Raw genomic sequence first — 20116 nt, forward strand, 5'->3', positions numbered from 1 at the left:
TAGCTGCCGCAGGAGGCAAATTGTTGTGCCCGTTCCCGGCGCGGATCACAACCCGGCTTGACTTTCCCTTGACTTGCTCACACCCGGTTGCTAGCTTCCAGCTTGTTGGCTCCCCGCTCTTCCTGAATGCCCGAGGTCTGCATGCATCTGTCCTTTCCTGCGCGGCTTGCCGCCGCTGCTCTCGCCTTTTCTTTTGTTCCTGCCCTGCACGCGCAGTCTTCTGAAACAAAGACGCTCAAGGCACTCGACCCAAAGCTGATGGACACCAGCGTCGACCCCTGCGTGAACTTTTACCAGTACTCCTGCGGAGGCTGGCTGAAGCAGAATCCGATCCCGTCTGACCGCTCCTCTTACGGACGCGACTCCGAGCTAATGGACCAGAACGAGCTGGTGCTCAAGGCCATTCTCGAGAAGGCCGCGGCGGACAGCGCCGGCCGCACCGCGAACGAACAGAAAATCGGCGACTACTATGCCACCTGCATGGACACTTCGGCCATCGACAGCGCAGGCGTGAAGCCCATCGAGCCGATTCTTGCCCGCATCGACGCCGTGAAATCGAAGCAGGAGCTGGCCGGACTCGCGGCGTGGCTGCAGATGCAGGGTATCTCTTCCTTCTTCGGTTTCGGCAGCGACCAGGACTATAAAGACGCCACGCAGCAGATCGCCGAAGTCGACCAGCAGCAGCTTGGCCTGCCGGAAAAAGGCTACTACGACCGCACCGATGCCGATTCCGTAAAGCTGCGCCAGCAATATCAGCAGCACATCGCGCAGACCTTCGTACTGCTGGGCGAGAGCCAGGAGCAGGCATCGAAGAATGCGGCTACAGTGCTCCGCCTCGAGACCGCCCTGGCCGCTGCCTCGCTCAGCACCGTCGAGCGGCGCGATCCGCAGAATGTCTATCACAAGACGGAGCTCACCGCGTTCGACGGTTCGCTCTCGAATTTCGGCTTCGATCGCTTTCTGCGCGGCGTCGATACGCCCGCGGTGTCTTCGTTGAACGTGACTTCGCCGGTCTACTTCGCGGCGCTGAACAAGCTGCTTGGCGAAACCAGCCTCCCTGAGCTGAAGACCTACCTGCGCTGGACAGCGATCCGCCAGCTGCCGTCGACGGCGCTGCCGCATGCGCTCGACGAAGAGAGCTTCGCCTTCTACGGCCGCATCCTCTCCGGCCAGCCCGAGCAGCAGCCGCGCTGGAAGCGGTGCACCCGCGCCGTCGACGGCGCACTCGGCGAAGCCCTTGGCCAGGTCTACGTCGCGCAGCGCTTCAGCCCCGCGGACAAGGCGCGGACGCTCGAGCTGACGAAGGATATCGAGGCCGCGATGGATCGCGACATCGATCAGCTCTCGTGGATGAGCGCGGAGACCAAGGTGCGCGCCAAGGAGAAGCTGCATGGCGTAGCCAACAAGATCGGCTATCCCGATCAGTGGCGCGATTATTCCTCGCTCGAGGTGAAGCGTGGTGATGCGCTCGGCAACGAGGAGCACGCGGCGGCCTTCGAAACGCATCGCCAGATTGCGAAGATCGGCAAGCGTGTCGACCACGGCGAGTGGGACATGAGCCCGCCAACCGTCAACGCCTACTACAATCCGCAGATGAATGACATCAACTTCCCGGCCGGCATCCTGCAGCCTCCGTACTTCGATGCCACGCAGGACGACGCGGTGAACTATGGCGACGCAGGCGGGGTGATCGGCCATGAGCTCACGCACGGCTTCGACGACGAAGGCCGCCAGTTCGATGCCAAGGGCAACCTGCTGAACTGGTGGACGCCCGACGACGCGAAGCAGTTTACCGAGCGTGCCGGCTGCGTGGTCAACGAGTTCAACGGCTTTGTTGCGGTCGGCGATCTGCACGTGAACGGACAACTCACGCTTGGCGAGAATCTCGCCGACCTTGGCGGCTTGAAGCTTGCGTTTCTCGCCTATCTCGACCGCGCGCAGAAGGCCGGCTTAGACCTGACGAAGAGGGGCGGCCCCGAGTACGGCGGACTCACGCCGGAGCAGCAGTTCTTCGTCTCCTACGGGCAGGGCTGGTGCCAGAACAATCGTCCTGAGAACTTGAAGCTGCGCGTGCAGACCGATCCGCACTCTCCTGAGGAGTTCCGCGTGAATGGTGTGGTCGTGAACCTGCCGCAGTTCCAGAAGGCTTTCGCCTGCAAGACCGGACAGCCCATGGCACCAGCCCAACGCTGCTCCATCTGGTGAGGACTGGCCGTCCAGGCCTTTCGCCTTCGGCCTCCGCTCCCGTTGGTCGCGATCAGGGGTTCTTACCAAGTGCCGGGGAGCCTCGACGGCGGGGAGTTGGGTTCACCACAACACACTATGGAATCCGTACCTTCCCACCCAAGCGGAGCTTGGATGGGGCACCCGGATATCCTAGAAGCATCCCTTTGCACAGGAACACGCTTTGCCAGTTGCCTCTCCCACATCGTCATCCCGCACCGCCAGCACCGCACTCGGCTACGGAGCCTGCGCGCTGGCGGGAACGCTCTGGGGTACGGGCTTTTACTTCGGCAAGATCGCGCTCACGGCGATGGGCGTGGGGCACATGGTGCTCTACCGCTTCCTCTTCGCGCTGCTCGGGCTCGCGCCGCTCATGCGCCGTCCGAACCTTAACCGCCGCGAGTGGCAGCTGCTTCTGCTGGCCAGCTTTCTTGGAATTCCGGTGCAGTTTCTGCTGCAGTTCTGGGGGCTTGCGCTCACCACCGTCAGCCACGCCGCGCTCATGGTGGGAACCATGCCGGTGATCCTCGCCGTCGGTGCCGTGATCTTCACCCATGAACGTCTTGATATCAAGGGATGGTTCGCCCTCGCCGGCTCCACCACCGGCGTCGTGCTCATCACCCTCAGCAGCGTGCACGGCGCGGCGGGCACGCATGGGGCTGGACATGGAGTTGGGCATGGGCCCTCGCTCGCGGGCGATCTGCTGGTTGTGCTCTCGCTGGTCATCGCGCTGGGCTGGCTGCTGATCAACCGTCACCTGATGCAGAGCCACTCCGCGATCACCATCACCGCGTGGGGCATTCTTGCCGGAGTGCTCATGCTGGCGCTGATGGTCATCCCCTTTGCCGGATGGCCACCGGTGCATGCGGTCAGCAGCCGTGTGTGGTTCGCGCTCATCGCCAGCGGCCTTTTCTGCACCGCGCTCACCACGTTCCTCTGGAACTGGGGCATTCGCCATGTGCCCGCCTCACGCGCCGGTGTCTTCCTCAACATCGAGCCCGCGCTCGGCTCCATTCTGGGCGTGGAGTTGATGGGCGACAAGCTCGGGCCATGGACATGGGCCGGAGGCGCGCTGATCCTCACCGCCGCTATCGTGCTCACGACGACCGGACGTGCAGAGGCGGAGATGCTGCTGGAATAGGCTTCTACTGCTGTTTCTTCGAGTCCTCAGTTGCTCCCTGAGCAGCGAGCGAACCCACTGCATTCAGTTGCGCCTGCAAATGGATATTAGGTCCCGCAATCATCATGGTTTTACTCCATGATTCGTACCCAGTCTTCTTGACCGCAATCTCGTGCTTTCCATATGCGATGGATATCTGAGAGGGTGTATTACCTACAAACGCACCATCAACCTCGATATCGCAGTTGGGCACATTCGCATCGACCGCAAGCTGCGATGTCACTGCCTGAGCAACAGCCACCGGAACCGCCGACGGATTCAACTTCGCCATATCCAGCACCATGTCTCCATCAACATAGGCGGTAATCTCAGTACCCTTCGGAATCGTGATGTCCTTGCCGTGAATAAAGAGGAAAAGTGGTGCTGCAGGGAAGAACACAATACTTGTAGCCACAATGGCACCTGTCATCGCTCCGACATGCCCTCCGCCCTTGCCACCTTCCGTTGCACGGAGCGTAGCCTTTTCCCCATCTACGAGACGTGCGCTATCGATATTGACATTCAGCTTTCCTGCGCGCCCCATGCTCTTCTTGTGCTCTGCTTCTGTGACAGTCGCCAGCGCGAGACCGCCCTTAGGAATGACTACTTGACCATCGACGCGTATCTCCTCAACGACCTCGAAATCGACCTCATCTCCCACCTTCGCATCAGCAGAAGACAACGTACGGCCCAACTTCAATTTGATCGGAGTGCCATCCAGCAGAGTATTTGGCTTGGGAGGCTGCTGCGGTTGCGCATTCGGAGATGAGCTCTCCTGAACAGGTTTAACAGAAGAAGTGCTCTTATCTTGGGCTATCAGGTACGTGCTGGCAGAGAGAAGAGAAATACACGAAAAGACAGAGACGAACTTTCGCACCACGAATCACCGGCCTGCTATCTGGATGTGTGGGGGTGCAGTCACGATAGCAGCGCTTACAGGAAAAGAAAATTAACGAATAAGGTAATGACTTCGCAATTAACGGAATCCGATTATGCAGAGACTATGGATTCCGCAAGCACAATCATTGACGATAGCCGCCTCAGGGAGGAATGCTCTGGTTCTTCTTTAGATAGAAAACAGAACTGATTCGCGACCAGCGGGAGCGGGTGCCGCAGGCGCAAGGCCTGGACGGCCAGTCCCGCCCTGCGCGGAGCAGCTATGCGAAGCGGGCGCGTCCGGCCTTTTGGCGGAAGTCGTCGCCGCGCATCTCGATCGTCACGCACATCTCGGCCAGGCGCGAGCGCATACGCTCACCGATGCGGTCGCCGAGCGTTTCTTCGCGCATGGCACGTTGCGCGCCGGTAGCTGCGCCGCCGGGCGCGGCGTCGGGGTAGTTGGTCGTGATGATAGTGGTGCGCTTGTCGTTGTAGCGCGTATTCAGAATGTGCGCGACCGTATCCCACACCCACTCTGTCGGCTTTGAGGCACCCAGCTCATCGAGCACCAGCACCTCGGCCTCGAAGACCGGCCGCAGGATTTCGAGCTCGGTAGTAAGCACCTGTGGATTGTAGGAGTGCTGAATCTCCTTGAGCAGCTCGCGATAATCGCAGAAGAGCCCGCGCACGCCCTTCTCGGTGATGAGCGATTGCAGAATACCCACGGAGAGATGCGTCTTGCCTACGCCGATCGAGCCGGTAAGCAGCAGGCCCTTGCCCTCGGTTGCCAGCGGGTAGCTGTCGACGAAGCGCTGCGCCATCATGTAGGCGGCCCGCAGCGAGGCATCTGCCTGGGGAAACAGCGCGTAGGTTTCGAGCGCGCAATGTTCATAGCGTTTCGGGATGCCGGCACGCTCCAGAAGAGAAAGACGACGACGCTCGAAGCGGCAGTCGCAGGGCTCGGCAACACGGCGGCCGTTCTTATCCAGAACAACCACCATGCCCATGCCATCGCACTTGGGACAGGGTTCCGTCATGACCTGCATTCAGTATCGCAGGCCAGTGCACGGACTGCGAAGCGTGGAAAACAAAGATCGGAAAACGAGGGAAACGGATGCCGGCGCCGGTTTCTGCAACTGGAGGCATGGGCGACACTAAGACAAAAGGACCGGATACCTTGCGGTCTCCGGTCCTTTTGCTCTCCAACCCGGCGCAGCCTGCCTCAGTTCGAGGCCACACTGCTGGTCACCCAGCTACTGAAGCCGCTGGGATCGGTCTCCACATTGTGTCCTTCGCCCCAGTCTTCCCAGGAATTCACATAGCTCGTGCCCCTGAGATTCTCGAGCGCGGTAGCCAGGTCCACAATGATGTAGGCCGAGGTATCCGTGGCGATGGTTCCGTCGCGAATGTACCAGTACTTTGCCACACCGCTGGTATCGCCACTCGAGATGGCATTCGTGATGAAGTACATCGGGTTCATCATGTCGACCAGCGTCTGCATGCTGCTGGAAATATCCGTATCATCCATCGCTTCGCTGGTGTAGTCAGTGAAATGCCGCGGGCTGCCGGTGCTGCAATTGGTTCCCGAATAGGTGCTGGCCGTACCCGAGGGATTGCCGAACTCCAACGCTTCCGCCGGACAACTGGTGTTCACCACTGTGTCGTAGTAAGACGACGAAGAGGTGATATCGAAGAACGCGTCAAAGGCCGGCGCGCTCTTTCCTCTTGTCCCGATGGAATTTGCTACGTAATTTGCGAAGGTGAACGTACAGGTGTAGCCGTAAGTACTGGAGCTGCTCGCAGCGCAAGTGGCATAGCTCGGCGCAGAGGAAGTACCGTTGCTCTCGACATATTTCTCGAGTGACGGCTCCATATATTCCTCAAGAATGTATTCGGTGATGTTGCTTGAGGTGAGCGTGCCCAGGCTGCCTCGCTTGTCGGTGAGTTCCAGGTCATTCTGGTAGGTTTCGAACTCGGAGATCAACGCGCTCGACACCGTCGAATTCACCGTGCTGCCGCTGTATTCGAGGCTGCTGTATTCCTCTTCATAGGCGCCGTCGGCATGATCCAGGTTGGTGATCGGCGACCAGGCGCCCACAGCGAAGATGTTGTCATCGGCGTCGGCCGCGCCCAGCGCCGCCAGATAAGAGTCATACAACGTGCTGTTCCCTGAAGCTCCCAACAGCGATGCCAGAGCACCGCCAGCGCTGCCGCCTGAGTCGATGATGTGCGACACATCGCCGGTGAAAGTGCCTTCTGTGTAGTTGTAACGGAGATAACGCACCGCCGCCTTCAGATCCACGATGGCTGCCGGGGCCACGCCGTAATAATTGCCGCTGCTTCCGTTATCGCGGCCACGGCAGCCTACCTCTACCACCACATAGCCTTTGCCCATGGCGTACTGACCATTGGTGCCCGGCGTGCTGCCCGCCGCAGCCGAGAGATAGCCACCGACACCGATCTCCAGGAGGATCGGCATGTCGGAGACCGATGTGCCGTCCACTGAAGTCGGGACGAAGATGTTCATCGTTTCATAGGTCGTGCTCACAGGATCGGCCGCATACACGACATTGGAGTAAAGCTTGTAATCCACCGTGTGGCTGTTATATGTGCCTGAGCCGGTTGTCGGCGTATAGCTGGAAAGATCGAGCGAATAACTGCCTGATTCGACCGTCTCCGTCACCGAACTCGAACTGCTCGACGCGTAGGTCGAGTCTCCACCATAGGATGCTGTCAGCGTGTAGCTGCCCGTGCTGCTGAAGTGCGTTGTAAAGGTCGCCGTGCCGCTGCTGATCGTCCCGGTTCCGAGCTCCGTTGAACCGGAATAGAAGGTCACTGTTCCTGTCGCTGCGCTCGGCGAGACCGTCGCCGTCAGCACCACCAGAGACCCCGGATACGCCGTGGAAGGCGAGGCGGAGAGCGAGGTCGTCGAGCTGGTCCCCGACGATGAGGAGCTCGAAGAATCCACTGTTTCCGTGACGGTACTCGAAGTACTTGAGGCATAGCTCGAACTGCCGCCATAGGTCGCGGTCAGCGAATAACTTCCGGCAGTGGAAAAGGAAGTCGTCAGCGTGGCCGTGCCCGAGCTCAGTGTCGCGCTGCCCAGCGAAGTGCTGCCGCTGTAAAAGGTAACAGTGCCGGTGGCCTCACTGGGCGAAACCGTGGCTGTCAGCGTAATGCTCGTGCCTACCGTAGTCGTCGTTGCCGAGGAGCTGAGCGTGGTCGTCGTCGAAGCCGTCGAGTCGCTTACCGTAATCGAGACCGTGCTCGATGTGCTCGCATCATAGCTGCTCGATCCGCCGTACTTCGCTGTAATCGAATACGTACCCGAACTGGAGAAGGAAGTCGTCAGCGTGGCCGTACCCGAGCTCAATGACGCGCTGCCCAGTGAGGTACTGCCGCTGTAGAAGGTGACTGTCCCGGTGGCTGCGCTGGGCGAGACCGTCGCCGTCAGCGTGATACTCGTTCCGGTCGTCGTTGAGGTGCTCGATGCAGTGAGTGTGGTCGTGGTCGATGTGGCTGAGGTACTCGAATTGCCGGCACCGCAGCCGGAGCTAAGCAACATCGCGATCGAGACAAGTCCAGCTGCAAACGTGGGGAAAGCAAAATGGATTTTCATGGCTGACATCACCTGGTCCGTTCTGTGGCCCGCAAGAGCCTCAGAACAAAACATCAGACGAGGTTTTCCATCAGCCATTACAAAAAAAATGGATGCGAGCGCATTTATTTTGCATGCCTCGGGGTCGAGGATCAGGCGCAGTGTTCAGAGATGATCGGCAGTAGAGTCCCCTGGCAACGACCATGTGCAGTGAAGAAATTCCAACGGCAGATCTCTCCGCTTCCCTGCGCTCCGGTCGAGATGACCACCCGCCGGGAGGTGCATGGCAACGATCCAAATGCGATGCCATGCAGCTCTACCGGCCAAGCCGCGAGTCTAAGAAAGCCGCCATGATCCTGTACGCCTCGCGTGATTCGGGCAGGCTCACGTCGTTCCAGAAGGCGTGGGGCAGCGCTTCGAAGACTACCAGCGGTGCGTCCACGCCGGCCTCGTAAAAGTGCCGCTGCAGGATGGTCGTCCCGCTCAGCTCCGCATCCCGGCCGCTGGTAATAAACAGTGTCGGCGGAAAACCATGTACGTCCGCATAGAGAGGAGAAAGCACCGGATCTTTTGGGTCGGTCGAGGTGAAGTACTCCTTATTGAAGGCGCCGGGATCGGGCGGCTCGAGATGCCCGGAGAGTCCGTTCAGCGCATACATCGCCTGCGAATCGGTCGGCTGGCTGAAGTCTCCCAGCCCGGAAAAGACGCCGAGCGCGCCAGGCAGCGGCAATCCGAGCTTCTTCATCTCGACAGCCACTTCCGCGGTCAGAATCGCCCCGGCCGAGGTGCCGTAAAGGGCGATCTTGCCGGGCTTGTGCGTCTTGAGCAGTTCCTTGTAGACCGCGATGGTGTCGTCGATGGCCGCGGGAAACGGGTGCTCGGGTGCAAGCCGATAGAGCACCGAGACGACACGCGTCTGCGAGAGCGCGGCGATGGGAATGCTCTCGGTCAGCGAGCCCGAATCGACATTGAAGCCGCCACCGTGCACGCACATCAGTACGCGGTCGTCCTTGCCTGCGCCGATGGTGGGAGGCGTCACGCGCAGCACCGGCACTCCAGCGATGGTGTCCTTTTGAATATCGACCGGATAAACCGCCTTCGAGGCCGCTCCGGCGCGCGCCTGCCAAGCATTGGTGCCGGCACGCCGCTCGGCCAGCGTCTGCGGCTTCGCCGCGTCGGAGGCGGGCTTGGCCAGCATCGCCTGCGCCTCCGGGCTGATCGTCTTGGGCACCGGCACAATGCGCGAGACGTGCGCCGTGCCGTCGGGAGCAATGTAGCTCGCGTCGGTTTTCGGTGCGGTCTGCTCTGTCGTCTGGGATGTCGTCTGGGCGAGGGCGAGCGAAGGCAGGAGGCAGAGCGCGAGCAGCGGTGTTTTCATGGTGGCGAGAATGTCCTTCTGGCTTTCGGATGCCAAGGGTACCGCAAACGGGTAAAGTTCAGGTAGAAGCGGATCTTGTGAAACGAATGAAAGTCTTGGCGGGGCTCCTCTATGATCGGCAACGCAGCCATGCGCACAGCACGATTCTTCTTCTATTTCCTGGCGGTATTTGGGACCATGCTTTACTGGCAGAGCGATAACACCTTCTGCCTAGAGAAAGGTCGATACGCATTCATTGCCCCATGCGCTGCGCTCAGTCTTCTTTGTGCAACTCTCGATCTGATCGCGTTTGCGCTGCTTGGCAATGGACAACACCCACTGCCAAAGAAGAGACTTTTTCGCTGGAATTGGCTCCCTGCAATCGTGAGTGCTGGAATCGTCGGGCTGGGAGCACTCGCACTCCCGATCATCATGTACGGCTCTTATGGCATTTTTGGTATGCGATGTCTCATTACCGAGGGCTATGGAATGGTCTTCGAGATCTTATTTATCCCATTACTTGGCGTTCTCACTTTTGCATGCAACCTGCTCGAACCACTGCTCCGGAAGAAGCTTGCGAAGGGGTAGGCCCATGCCAGCGTCTGAATCCTTACGCCTTTTCTCGAATCCAATCCTTGCAACGACAAAGCAATCGCCCTTAAAATAGGAGAATTGCAGGAAAGGTCTATCGAGAGCCATGCCTAAAGCCGGAATTCATCCCACCAATAACGAAATTCGCGTTGTCTGCGCCTGTGGCGAGAGCTTCGCGACCCGCTCGACCCATAAGGGCGACATCCACGTCGAAATCTGCTCGGCCTGCCACCCGTTCTTTACGGGCAAGCAGAAGCTCGTGGACACCGCCGGCCGTATCGAGCGCTTCCGCCGCAAGTATGCGAAGCCGGAAACCGCGGCCAAGTAAGCCCGCAACACACGCATTCGGAAAGCCTCCGCTGCGGCGGGGGCTTTCGTTCGTAAGCGTATGAAAAAGCAGGTTATGAAGAAGGACTGGGACAGCCCTATCGAGCACGCGATGCCGGCTACGGCGCGCGTGCCCGCATCGCTGTCGATCGGCGGCGTCACGGTTGCCCCGGCGACGGTGCTGGCCCCGATGGCGGGTGTCACCGATACCGTCTTCCGCCGCTTCATCCGCAATGCCAGCCTGTTCACGGCCGAGACCTCGGGCAATGTCGCCACCAGTGACGTCGACGCCGAGATCTCAAACCAGCAGTCGGGCTGCGGCCTGCTGATGACCGAGTTCACCTCGGCCGACGGCCTCTCGCGCATGCGCGAGTCGAAGCGCAAGCGGTATCTGACCTTCTACGACGACGAGCACCCTATCTCCGCCCAGCTCTTCGGCTCGAACCCGGCCACACTCGCCGATGCCGCGCGCATCGTGCAGGACACCGGCTTCGACATGGTCGACCTGAACCTGGGCTGCCCGGCCAAGCGCGTAGTCGCCTGCAACGGCGGCAGCGGCCTGCTGCGCGATCTGCCGCTGATCGGCAAGATCTTCGCCGAGGTACGCAAGGCAGTCACCATCCCGTTCACGGTCAAGTTCCGCATGGGCTGGAACGACTCCAACATCATCTGCGTGGAGCTGGCGAAGCTGGCCGAGGCGGAAGGTCTAGCCTCGGTCGCGCTGCACGCCCGCACCCGCGAGGATGGCTACTCCGGCCAGGCGCGCTGGGAGTGGATCGCCGCTGTGAAGGACGCGGTCAGGATTCCGGTCATCGGCAATGGTGACATCCGCACGCCCGAGGATGCCGCCGCCATGGTCGCCGAAACCGGCTGCGATGCCGTCATGATCGGCCGCGCCGCGCCGTCCAATCCCTGGATCTTCCGCCAGATCGCGCAGTACACGGCCACCGGCCGCTACGACCGGCCGACCGAACTCGACCGCTACCGCATGATCCGCACCTACTTCGAGATGCTGATTGCCGCGGAAGCTCCGGACGAGAACGGCGTGGGCGGCAGCGGACGTGAGGTGGTCGGCAAGATGAAGCAGTTCGCCACCTGGTTTACGCACGGCGTCTCCGGCGGCGGCGCGCTGCGCAAGGCCATCTACGAGCAGCGCAAAGGCGAGGCTGTCCTCGGCATCATCGAGAAGTTCTTTACCGAGCGCGAAGCCCGCGCCGCCGATCCCATTGCCGACACTGCGGAACTCGAGCTGCCGGACGAAGCTTTCACCGCAGGCGCGCTGGCCTCGTAATCCCGCGAGAGAACTGCCTGCTACCGGTTTTCCGTGGTGAGACGGCTACGGCTTGTGGATGTTTTTCTCATGGCGCTACAGCGATAAACCCTGTTGAGAGCCGGCATGCAGAATCTGGCTGGTACGATCCATCAACGCAGAGAGACCTCCTCGGGCGACGATCAGAATCCCTTTATCCTCGGCACTCTCGCGGATATAGACATCGATACCGTCAAGCGCAGATTGCAGGTTTGCTCCGGCATCCTGATGATCCAGCTCTCTGCAGTCGAGAAGCGGAAGATAGAAGTCCGCTTTCTTCCACCTACGATCACGGATACGCTCAGCAAAGGTGTGCCTCGTGCTCTCGAAGAACGTATCGATCGTCTCGCGAGTAAATGCTTCCACTAGCAGCGACATGCCAGCGAGCTTCGCGGATGCGGCCAGAGAGCATGGTTCGCTTGCGTCGAGCCTCAGCAGGCGATACGAAGGCAGCGCCGGTTCCTCTCCGCGAAACACTGCGGCAGCGGCATTGACCATGCCTTCTTCCGTCCATCCGGAAGGCGCCTCCCGGCCTGGCCATATGCCAACGCCGAGTGCCGGATTCCACTCCGTGAGATGGTCCTGCAAGATATCCGCACCGTTAGCAGGAGCAAGCTTCCAGGACTGCACAAAAACACTCTGATGCAGCGTTCGCTCCCGGATCAGTACCTGGCGTAACGCCTGCAGGAATGTAGCGAACGTCTCCCGTTCAAACCTCGGCACCGGGAATTCCGTGACCGGCATGAGTACGGCTTCCCATGGCGCAGGCGCAGGGATAGCGCGCAGTTCCAGTCGCGCACTAGGAACCGAAGGGCTGTTCATCACCGTACCTCAACTCATCTTTGCGCATGGATTCCAGGGCGTTGTAGAGCGCAATTTCATACTCTTCTTTTTGAAACGCAAGCAGGACGCCTCTATCGTGAGGGCTCTCATTCACATACATGCCGAAGAGCTTGAACCACTGCTCACGAAGCTCAGGAGACGCCAGGAAGAAGTGCGAGCTTTGCAGGAGCGGCAGGATAAATGCGATGCCCGGATACTCCGGCCGGGTCTCGAGCCCCTTACCGAACATCTCCTTGCTCTTATCCAGGAACGCTTCCTGCATGGCAAATGCGCCCGTGAAAATATTGTCGACATCGATTTTCCGGAAGGTGGCCAGCGAAGACCGGAGCTCCGGCGTGAAGGGCAACTTAGGCACCTTCACCTTCGGATCGGGAGGCAGGAAGATTGTAGTCATCGCACCATGCCCCAGAAAGAGCCTGCGCTGCTCCTCCGGCTGCTTGCTGACAAACCAGATCATGTAGTTGCCGAGCCAGTCGCGGAAGTCGATGGTCTTGCCTTCTTCCACCATCTTTTTTATCTCTTCCGGGGACGGAAAGGACGGCAACTCCTCCTCGGCAAACCGCCCCAGCCCCATGAGCTTCATACATTTCAAGCCATAGGAGCGGAAGGTCTCAGTAAGACCTGGAGCGATCGCTTTGTATTGAAAAAAGATCTCTCCGCGGAGACCAAAATCATTCTGAAGGTTCAGAGAGAGCCGATTGAGAAACTCCGTGATCCAGGCCTTCTCCTGTTCCCGCACCGGAAAGCTGGAAACAGGCAGCCAGAACAGCGCCGTATCCGCAAGCAGCGAAGAATCTGCCCTGATCCATGGACGATACTCCTTCGGGTCCGAGAGCCGTTCGCGCGCCATTCTTGGCGATGGGACAGAAATATCCCGTGATTCCATGCGGTGTTTCTCCTGCGATATTGCTCGCTGGCATGTCTCCAGCGTGTTTCATCTATGGCTGAAGCATGCAATGAAAGATCTGAGGCCCGCGTTGATTGCGGGCCTCACCCCTCTGCTTCGATGTGGGCTTTGCAATCAAAGAAACCGGAGCAGTACAGTTTTGGTCCTGCGGAGTGGAGAAACCTGCTGTTTTCGCATGTTATGAGCAAAGAACTGCAGGTTCCTCCACTCCGCTACGCTTCGGTCGGAATGACAACTTTGCACTCACCCCTGCTATTTCAGTACGGCTATATGTGAATACACCCTAGCGGAACGGCGTGCCGACACCGTAATCGGGAGCGAGATCGCCGCGCAGAATCACATCGAGCTCCAGTGCTCCGGCCACGATCAGTGCAATCACATTCATGCGCTGAGCTTCGATGATCTCCTTGAACGTGCCGCCCTTGGCCTCAAACACAGTCGCCTCTGCGTCCACGACATGAATGTCCCCGTTCGCCGCGTGGATATCGAGCCCGAATGTAGAGAGATCGAGCTTGAGGGCCGAGAACCCGCGCTCCAGCTGCTTCCACTCGAACTCCTCGGGCGCAGTCACTTCATGTTGCCCTACATACTGCTCCGTGCTCTTGCCCAGGATATATGTGTCCTGCTGGCCAAAGACCGAGAGTTCGTCATCGGCTTTGACACCGATCTTACGGTCGGCAAGATATTCCAGCTTCGCGTCCTTCGTAATCTGCTCTGTCTGAGTACCTTTTACAAACAGGCCTTCGTTCCCGTCGACATACCGCAACCGGTTCTTCAAGAAGTGATATACGGAATCACCGCGAATGATGTGCTGATGTGCTCCCGGAGAAATCCCTGTGAGTGCTTCAGCCTGTGCAATTGAAGCCGGCTGAAGAGATTTGAGCATGGCTTCAGCCTTGTCTATCTCGTAGGAATTCTGTCCGGTAACAACCTTCCATGCCCCGGTAAACACACCGTCTTTCGAGGTGGGTTCGGCAATTGCTCCAGCCGTCTGCTTCGTGGCAGACCAGACAGCACCAGGAAGGCTGGGCGCGTCCGGCGAAAGTACTGGCTCTTTCTCGCCGCCGGATGAGCCTTCCGCGCCTGATTTCGTTTCTTCTCCCATACATCCTCCTTCCGGACGACTACGGATTCGGCGCTGCAGTCATAAGATGCTGCCGAATCTGGTTGTAGGTTTGATTGTTGCCCCGCTGGATCTTTCCCTGGAGCTTGAGGTCTCCGGAATCGTCCGGATCGAAGATGATCCCGTCAGGCGTGTACTGTCCTTTGATTTCATAGGGATCATCCGCCGAGTTCGACGGATTCAGGATGTGAAGCACCATCTTGACCCGTTGGCCGTTATAAACAGGTTTTCCGTTCTGCATATCCTGAACCACCGGACTCACATCGAACGAACCAATTCGAATCGGATGCGCGTTCGCCTCCCCCTGCAGAAACAATTCACCGCTGCCACCATAACGATCCACAAATCGATCTTCCACAGACAGAGTGAAGGCGATCGCGGCCTTCTTATGGGGCCATGTATAACCTGGCATGTTTGCGTTATATCCACCTGTAATTTCGATCTCGCCGACCCACTGTCCTTTTGGACTGTTGGCATAGGAAATGCGGCCACCGAACAACAGTGCACGCAGGGGCGCCCAGCCCAGCCAGCAGATAACCCCGAGAACAACGACTCCGATAACCCAACGCATAGCCCTTCTCCAATCAGCACAGCTCGCTGCTAACCGATATCCTTCGAGTAAAACTTCGATTCAATGTGGACTCGACCTTCGGGAGCATGCAGGATGATGTCGCCGGTCTTCGATTCGATCGTTATATTGGTTCGACCGGTACTGTCGGATTTCTCGGTCATGCGGAGAATGTTGTTGTTGGGAGTAGCAAGGATCAGGGTTTCAACCCCGGCCTTATCCGACATCTGAATACGATTGCCGCTCTTCGTCATGATGCGCTTCACATCGTTATCCGCGATATCTCCGCCTCGTAACTCGGCGCGCGGCTGAGTCTGGACACCGTTCCAGAGGGCACCAAGAATCACAGGGCGCTCCGGATCGCCATCCTCAAATGCGACTGCAACCTCGTCCCCGACTTCCGGCATAAACATGAAGCCTCGATCGGGACCGGCATGCGGAGAAACCGTCCGAGCCCAATGCGTGGAATCATCCTCCTGCCAGAAGAACTGCACCTTGACGCGACCCATCTTCTTCGGATCGTTATGGTCCACGACTCTCGCCGAAACGATGCCGCTCCATGTCCGCGCGGGAGGCGGTTGCGGATTGCGGTAATTCTTCCAGGGAGTGCAGACGAAGGCATTGCTATAACCCCTCGGCGTCCAGCTATGAACCACACGGATCACCCCGTATGTTCCCTTGGCATCGAGAGAACCTTCAATCTGGACGGTATCGCCGGCCTTTAACTGCTGATTGCGCGAGTGACCACTGCCGGTCACAGCACCGCCAATCGAACGCACACTTTCTGACTGCAGCTGGGTCTGGAAGTCATCGAGCGTCATGGCGCGCGCACGCTGCGGCTCAAAGGCGGCCGGAAGCTTGCTTGAAGCCGACTGCACCGAGCTGGTCAGATGCTGCGCCCCGTCATAGAACGACGGCGGTGAGCTCACCTGCTGCAACGTGGTCGATTGCATCGCATGGTGGTCATAGTGCGATCCACTTACCGATGTCGGGGAAAGCACTCCGCTCAGGCGAAAGTCCAGCAGACCGTCCTCTCCACGCCATTGCAGGGTCGCACCACTCTGAAAAGCACTGAAGACCTCGATGCCGCCGTCCCTCGGCCGCAACCAGCAGTCGTAATCGTCCACAATTCGATTCAGAAAGGAGAAATCCGTCTCTCCGTATTGCACATAATTCAGCGCCTTGGAGCTGCCGCCATCCATGGTGAAGGAAAGCCCCGCACGGCCGGCCACGGTATTACCCACCGACGTCAATGTCTGCGCCGCGTAGTACTGCTTATTCCTGGCTACATCCATTAGATAGGTTGTCGTCACAGCAGCAATCTGCGCGGTATAACTACCCCAGATTTCGTAATCCAGATCTACCTTGAGAACAAACCCCGAGAAGGTGGTGTGCTGCACACCGTCCTGGTCGGTCGTGGTAATGGTCACCGCTTTACCGAGAAGATCTTCGACTGGAATACGTTTGTCTTCTGTCTGCTTACAAACGATGGTGCACCACCAGTGCTGATTCAGCTCCTGAATCACTTCCACAGACGCAAGCGTCGCATCGCCGATAAGGTTGTCGCCAATTTGAATGACGGGCAAAGCCATAAATTCCTCCGGGGGTATGAGGCCTTTCGTTACCCAGCAGCAGATCGTGCTCGTTGTTCCGGTCGAGCGCCTGTTCGATGCCGATCAAAAGAACGTGGTTCGAGAGAACGTGGTTCGAGCCGCCTCACTCGAGATGTCCAGAATTTGATCCCATCCATACAGGAAAGCGTGCAGAGAGCATTCTGCCGATGCTCATCTTTCCAGAACTTCAATCTTTACATTTTTGCTTTTGTTCTTATCGCAAACATGTACCGGATCAAAACAGTTCTTGACCGTTACAAATGGCACATTCTTCTCATGATGCCTATTTGCAGAGAAATCAATCAAGCAGTTCCATGAACCATGAGCAACTTATCCTCACCACCGTATCGCTTTGCTCTTTCAGTACATACCAACTTAGAGGCTCCGTCGATCCGATGCGAATGCGATAAGAAACTTTGCCTGCGCGGACAAAGAAAGAAGATATCACCGCGCTGAGACCATGGCGTCCACCGCAGTTCGGGGCCGCCTGGGACTCATCCACGCCGGAATTTTCCTCCGGAAAGACAATTCTTTTTTCAGGGTTGACATTTCCCCTAAGGCATAAGAAATTTATGCCTGTAATGTTTACGCCTAAGAAGACAATGCCCGCCGGAGCCCTGCCCATGCTCATTCTTCGCGTGCTGCAGTCCGGTACCCTGCATGGCTATGCCATCGCCCAGCGCATTCACCTGCTCTCGAGCGAGGTGCTCGCGGTCGAGGAAGGCCTGCTCTATCCCACGCTGCAGAAGATGCTGCTCAAGGGCTGGGTGAGCTCGGAGTGGGGTATCTCCGAGACCAGCCGCAAGGTCCGCTTCTACCAACTCACCCCTGCCGGCCGTGCACAGCTCGAGGCCGCGCTCGACGAGTACCAGCGCCTGAACGAGGCCATCCAGGCGGTCCTGCGCACCGCGTAAGGAGATTCATCATGGGCGAGTTGCTGCGTCGCATCCACTACCTGCTCCACCGCCGCCGCATGGACGAGGAGCTGCAGAGCGAGATGGAGTTTCACCGCGAGATGGCCGGCCGCGCCGGGCAGCGGAGCTTTGGCAACACGTTGCGGCTGCGCGAGCAGTCCCGTGAGGCGTGGGGCTGGGTATGGCTGGACCGGCTAGGCCAGGATCTGCGTTACGCCATGCGCCAGCTCAGCCACAATCGCGGCTTCGCAGCCACGGCCATCGGTGTGTTGGGGCTCGGTATCTGCGCCAGCGTCGCACTCTTCGCCTTTGTTGACGCCGCCCTCATCAAGCCCCTGCCCTACACCGAGCCCGCGCGCCTGGTGGCCGTCTACGAGGCCACAACAACCTGCCCGCATTGCAACCTCTCCTACGCCGATTTTCAGGATTGGAAGAAAGCCTCACCCGCAATTGTCTCGGATTTCGATGTCTGGACCTCGCGGGTCTTTCTCCGCAAGACGGCGGACGGCATCGCACCCGCGCCGGCCCTGCGCGCCACCACCGGCCTGCTCCATACGCTGGGCATTACGCCGCTGCTGGGCAGGGGATTCACCGCGGCGGACGGCGCACCCGGCAAGCCGCACACCGCACTGCTTACCTATCCGGCGTGGCAACGGATTTACAACAGCAAGGGCTCCGCGCTGGGCACGACGGTCACACTCGACGACACGGTCTACACCATCATCGGCGTGCTGCCGCGCAGCTTTTCGTTCGCACCGCGCGGGACCATGGATTTCGTCGTCCCCATCCAGGCTCTCAGCGTTTGCGAGCAGCGGCGCGGCTGCCACAATCTCTACGGCGTGGCGCGGCTGCAGCCGGGCGTGAGCACAGAGTCGGCGCTGGCCGCCATGACATCCATCGCCGCCGGGCTTGAGAAGCAGTATCCCGCCTCGAACCGCGGCCAAGGCGCAGCTGTCATCTCGCTCAATGAAGCCATCAGCGGCGACATTCGCCCCATCCTGCTCACCCTGCTGGGCGGAGCCGTGCTGCTGCTGCTGATTGCCACCGCCAATGTCTCCGGACTGCTGCTGGTGCGCGCCGAAAGCCGCCGCCGCGAGATGGCGGTACGCAGCGCACTGGGCGCTTCCCCTGCGCGGCTTCTCCGCCAGGTCACTACCGAGGCGTTGGTGCTGGCGTTTGCCGGCGGGGTTCTCGGCTCCGCAGCATCCTTTGCGCTGATGGCCATCATGATCCGGCTCATCCCGCAGAGCATGCTCGGGTCCATGCCCTATCTCGCAGGACTCGGGACCAACTGGCGGGTCGCGGTCTTCGCCGCCGCCGTCTCCCTGCTCTCGGCTGCGGTCTTCACCCTCACGCCGATGATCCGGCTGCCCTTCGGCCATCTGCGCGATGAATTAGCCGAGGGCGGCCGTACCTCGGCAGGACGGATGTGGCGGCGCTTCGGCGCGCCGTTCGTCGTGGTCGAGCTGGCCATCGCCATGACCCTGCTGGCAGGCGCCGGACTGCTGGGCAAGAGCTTCTACCGCCTGCTGCATGTGCCGCTCGGCTACGACGCCACGCACCTGGCGACCGTCTCCATTGCCATTCCCGATAGCCTCTACAGCACCGGCGCGGCGCAGATCGCGCTTTACCACCGCATCCTCGAAGGGCTGAACAGCCTGCCAGGCGTGCAATCCGCCGCCCTGACCTCCGACCTGCCCACACAATGCAACTGCGATACCACCTGGTTCCGGATTCTCGGCAAGCCGTGGAACGGCACGCACAACGAAGCGCCGCAGCGCGATGTCAGCGTGGCTTACTTCTCCACCCTGCGCGCCCGCATTCTGCGCGGCCGCTTCTTCACCGAGGCCGACAAGGCGGATGCGCCGCCGGTGGCTATCATCAATCGCACGCTGGCCGAGAGATACTTTGCCCCGGGCGAAGACCCGGTCGGGCAGACCATCGGCAACAGCGATCTCGCACCCAAATCCTTCCGCCGCATCGTCGGCGTCATCGACGATGTCCGCGAAGGCGGGCTGAGCGATCCGGCCGCTCCAGTTGTGTACTATCCGCTGGACCAGGATGCGGAAGACTACGCCTACGCGGTGCTGCGTACCGGGCAGTCGCCGGAATCGATGCTGCCGGCGATGGTCGCTGAGCTACATCACATCGATCCGCGGCTGGGCACGCTCGATCCCCAGAGCATGCGGCAACTGATCGACGGCTCGCCCGTGGCCTATCTGCACCGCTCGGCCGCCTGGCTGGCTGCGGGCTTTGCCGTCCTGGCGCTGCTGCTGGGAGCCATCGGCCTCTATGGAGTGATTGCGTATTCGGTCGGCCAAAGGAGACGCGAGATCGGGGTACGGCTGGCGCTGGGCGCGCAGCGCAGCGCAGTCTATCGCCTGGTACTGGCCGAGGCTGGCTGGCTCACCTCGCTCGGCATCGGGCTCGGCATGCTTGGAGCCGTGGGCGCAGCCACGCTGCTCGCAAGCTCCGGCACAGCCTCGAACCGCGGCCAATTGCTCTTTGCCGTTCATGCCTGGGACCCGGCCGTGCTCCTTACCGTCGCCCTGCTGCTGGCTGCCGCTGCCGCGCTGGCCAGCTTTCTGCCTGCGCGCCGGGCTGCCGCGGTCAACCCGGTAGAAGCCCTGCGCGCGGAGTGAGGACCGCTGCAGTGCGTAGAAGTCTACGGACGGCCAACGCTTTGCGAAATGCAGCAATCTTGCTAA

General features: G+C 59.8%; 16 protein-coding genes. 7 read left to right on the forward strand and 9 right to left on the reverse strand.

Going from position 1 to position 20116, the window contains the following annotated elements:
* Positions 1–141: 141 nt before the first annotated feature.
* On the forward strand, positions 142–2205 hold the full coding sequence (locus tag ESZ00_RS04830) for a M13 family metallopeptidase (RefSeq protein WP_129207020.1): 2064 nt from the start codon (positions 142–144) through the stop codon (positions 2203–2205).
* Between the two features lie 202 nt (positions 2206–2407).
* On the forward strand, positions 2408–3364 hold the full coding sequence (locus ESZ00_RS04835; protein WP_129207021.1) for a DMT family transporter: 957 nt from the start codon (positions 2408–2410) through the stop codon (positions 3362–3364).
* A gap of 4 nt (positions 3365–3368) precedes the next feature.
* On the opposite strand, the gene ESZ00_RS04840 is transcribed toward ESZ00_RS04835, so the two are convergent.
* From ESZ00_RS04840 to ESZ00_RS04855, 4 genes are all read right to left on the reverse strand, one after another.
* Positions 3369–4259, reverse strand: a complete 891-nt coding sequence (locus ESZ00_RS04840; RefSeq protein ID WP_229740962.1) for a PEGA domain-containing protein — start codon at positions 4257–4259, stop codon at positions 3369–3371.
* Between the two features lie 280 nt (positions 4260–4539).
* The gene (locus tag ESZ00_RS04845; RefSeq protein ID WP_164981347.1) at positions 4540–5295 is read right to left on the reverse strand and encodes an ATP-binding protein; all 756 of its coding nucleotides are present in this window, start codon (positions 5293–5295) and stop codon (positions 4540–4542) included.
* Positions 5296–5480: 185 nt separating this feature from the next.
* On the reverse strand, positions 5481–7877 hold the full coding sequence (locus ESZ00_RS04850) for a subtype B tannase (RefSeq protein WP_164981348.1): 2397 nt from the start codon (positions 7875–7877) through the stop codon (positions 5481–5483).
* A gap of 295 nt (positions 7878–8172) precedes the next feature.
* Complete coding sequence (locus ESZ00_RS04855; RefSeq protein ID WP_129207024.1) at positions 8173–9234, reverse strand: alpha/beta hydrolase fold domain-containing protein; 1062 nt, start codon at positions 9232–9234, stop codon at positions 8173–8175.
* A gap of 111 nt (positions 9235–9345) precedes the next feature.
* Between ESZ00_RS04855 and ESZ00_RS04860 the strand changes: the two genes are divergently transcribed.
* The 3 genes from ESZ00_RS04860 (at position 9346) to dusB (ending at position 11422) form a co-directional block, all read left to right on the forward strand.
* Positions 9346–9801 (forward strand): hypothetical protein, encoded by a 456-nt coding sequence (locus tag ESZ00_RS04860; protein ID WP_129207025.1) that lies wholly within the window; start codon positions 9346–9348, stop codon positions 9799–9801.
* Between the two features lie 109 nt (positions 9802–9910).
* Entirely contained in the window at positions 9911–10132 is a 222-nt protein-coding gene (rpmE, locus tag ESZ00_RS04865) for a 50S ribosomal protein L31 (protein ID WP_129207026.1), read from the forward strand.
* Between the two features lie 75 nt (positions 10133–10207).
* Positions 10208–11422 (forward strand): tRNA dihydrouridine synthase DusB, encoded by a 1215-nt coding sequence (gene dusB / locus ESZ00_RS04870; RefSeq protein WP_129207027.1) that lies wholly within the window; start codon positions 10208–10210, stop codon positions 11420–11422.
* Positions 11423–11497: 75 nt separating this feature from the next.
* On the opposite strand, the gene ESZ00_RS04875 is transcribed toward dusB, so the two are convergent.
* The 5 genes from ESZ00_RS04875 to ESZ00_RS04895 form a co-directional block, all read right to left on the reverse strand.
* Positions 11498–12262: a hypothetical protein gene (locus tag ESZ00_RS04875; protein WP_129207028.1), complete on the reverse strand. Its 765-nt coding sequence runs from the start codon at positions 12260–12262 to the stop codon at positions 11498–11500.
* Positions 12240–13169, reverse strand: a complete 930-nt coding sequence (locus ESZ00_RS04880) for a hypothetical protein (protein ID WP_129207029.1) — start codon at positions 13167–13169, stop codon at positions 12240–12242. The genes ESZ00_RS04875 and ESZ00_RS04880 overlap by 23 nt, the downstream gene beginning before the upstream one ends.
* A 304-nt stretch (positions 13170–13473) precedes the next feature.
* The gene (locus ESZ00_RS04885; protein ID WP_129207030.1) at positions 13474–14295 is read right to left on the reverse strand and encodes a hypothetical protein; all 822 of its coding nucleotides are present in this window, start codon (positions 14293–14295) and stop codon (positions 13474–13476) included.
* Positions 14296–14314: 19 nt separating this feature from the next.
* Positions 14315–14884: a hypothetical protein gene (locus ESZ00_RS04890; protein WP_129207031.1), complete on the reverse strand. Its 570-nt coding sequence runs from the start codon at positions 14882–14884 to the stop codon at positions 14315–14317.
* A gap of 29 nt (positions 14885–14913) precedes the next feature.
* Positions 14914–16473, reverse strand: coding sequence for a type VI secretion system Vgr family protein (locus ESZ00_RS04895; protein WP_129207032.1), 1560 nt, complete (start codon positions 16471–16473; stop codon positions 14914–14916).
* 623 nt (positions 16474–17096) lie between these two features.
* Here ESZ00_RS04895 and ESZ00_RS04900 point away from each other — a divergent pair.
* Positions 17097–17408, forward strand: a complete 312-nt coding sequence (locus ESZ00_RS04900; protein WP_275669379.1) for a PadR family transcriptional regulator — start codon at positions 17097–17099, stop codon at positions 17406–17408.
* Between the two features lie 11 nt (positions 17409–17419).
* Positions 17420–20050: an ABC transporter permease gene (locus ESZ00_RS04905; RefSeq protein ID WP_129207034.1), complete on the forward strand. Its 2631-nt coding sequence runs from the start codon at positions 17420–17422 to the stop codon at positions 20048–20050.
* Positions 20051–20116 lie beyond the last annotated feature (66 nt).

Source organism: Silvibacterium dinghuense, from assembly GCF_004123295.1.
In the GTDB taxonomy this organism is placed as follows: Bacteria; Acidobacteriota; Terriglobia; order Terriglobales; family Acidobacteriaceae; genus Silvibacterium; species Silvibacterium dinghuense.

What these genes read in the sequence shown, in the direction of transcription:
- ESZ00_RS04830 (WP_129207020.1), top strand. Translation starts at nt 142, where the DNA reads ATGCATCTGTCCTTTCCTGCGCGGCTTGCCGCCGCTGCTCTCGCCTTT.
- ESZ00_RS04845 (WP_164981347.1), bottom strand. Translation starts at nt 5,295, where the DNA reads ATGACGGAACCCTGTCCCAAGTGCGATGGCATGGGCATGGTGGTTGTT.
- ESZ00_RS04850 (WP_164981348.1), bottom strand. Translation starts at nt 7,877, where the DNA reads ATGAAAATCCATTTTGCTTTCCCCACGTTTGCAGCTGGACTTGTCTCG.
- ESZ00_RS04855 (WP_129207024.1), bottom strand. Translation starts at nt 9,234, where the DNA reads ATGAAAACACCGCTGCTCGCGCTCTGCCTCCTGCCTTCGCTCGCCCTC.
- ESZ00_RS04860 (WP_129207025.1), top strand. Translation starts at nt 9,346, where the DNA reads ATGATCGGCAACGCAGCCATGCGCACAGCACGATTCTTCTTCTATTTC.
- rpmE (WP_129207026.1), top strand. Translation starts at nt 9,911, where the DNA reads ATGCCTAAAGCCGGAATTCATCCCACCAATAACGAAATTCGCGTTGTC.
- dusB (WP_129207027.1), top strand. Translation starts at nt 10,208, where the DNA reads ATGAAGAAGGACTGGGACAGCCCTATCGAGCACGCGATGCCGGCTACG.
- ESZ00_RS04875 (WP_129207028.1), bottom strand. Translation starts at nt 12,262, where the DNA reads ATGAACAGCCCTTCGGTTCCTAGTGCGCGACTGGAACTGCGCGCTATC.
- ESZ00_RS04880 (WP_129207029.1), bottom strand. Translation starts at nt 13,169, where the DNA reads ATGGAATCACGGGATATTTCTGTCCCATCGCCAAGAATGGCGCGCGAA.
- ESZ00_RS04885 (WP_129207030.1), bottom strand. Translation starts at nt 14,295, where the DNA reads ATGGGAGAAGAAACGAAATCAGGCGCGGAAGGCTCATCCGGCGGCGAG.
- ESZ00_RS04890 (WP_129207031.1), bottom strand. Translation starts at nt 14,884, where the DNA reads ATGCGTTGGGTTATCGGAGTCGTTGTTCTCGGGGTTATCTGCTGGCTG.
- ESZ00_RS04895 (WP_129207032.1), bottom strand. Translation starts at nt 16,473, where the DNA reads ATGGCTTTGCCCGTCATTCAAATTGGCGACAACCTTATCGGCGATGCG.
- ESZ00_RS04900 (WP_275669379.1), top strand. Translation starts at nt 17,097, where the DNA reads ATGCCCGCCGGAGCCCTGCCCATGCTCATTCTTCGCGTGCTGCAGTCC.
- ESZ00_RS04905 (WP_129207034.1), top strand. Translation starts at nt 17,420, where the DNA reads ATGGGCGAGTTGCTGCGTCGCATCCACTACCTGCTCCACCGCCGCCGC.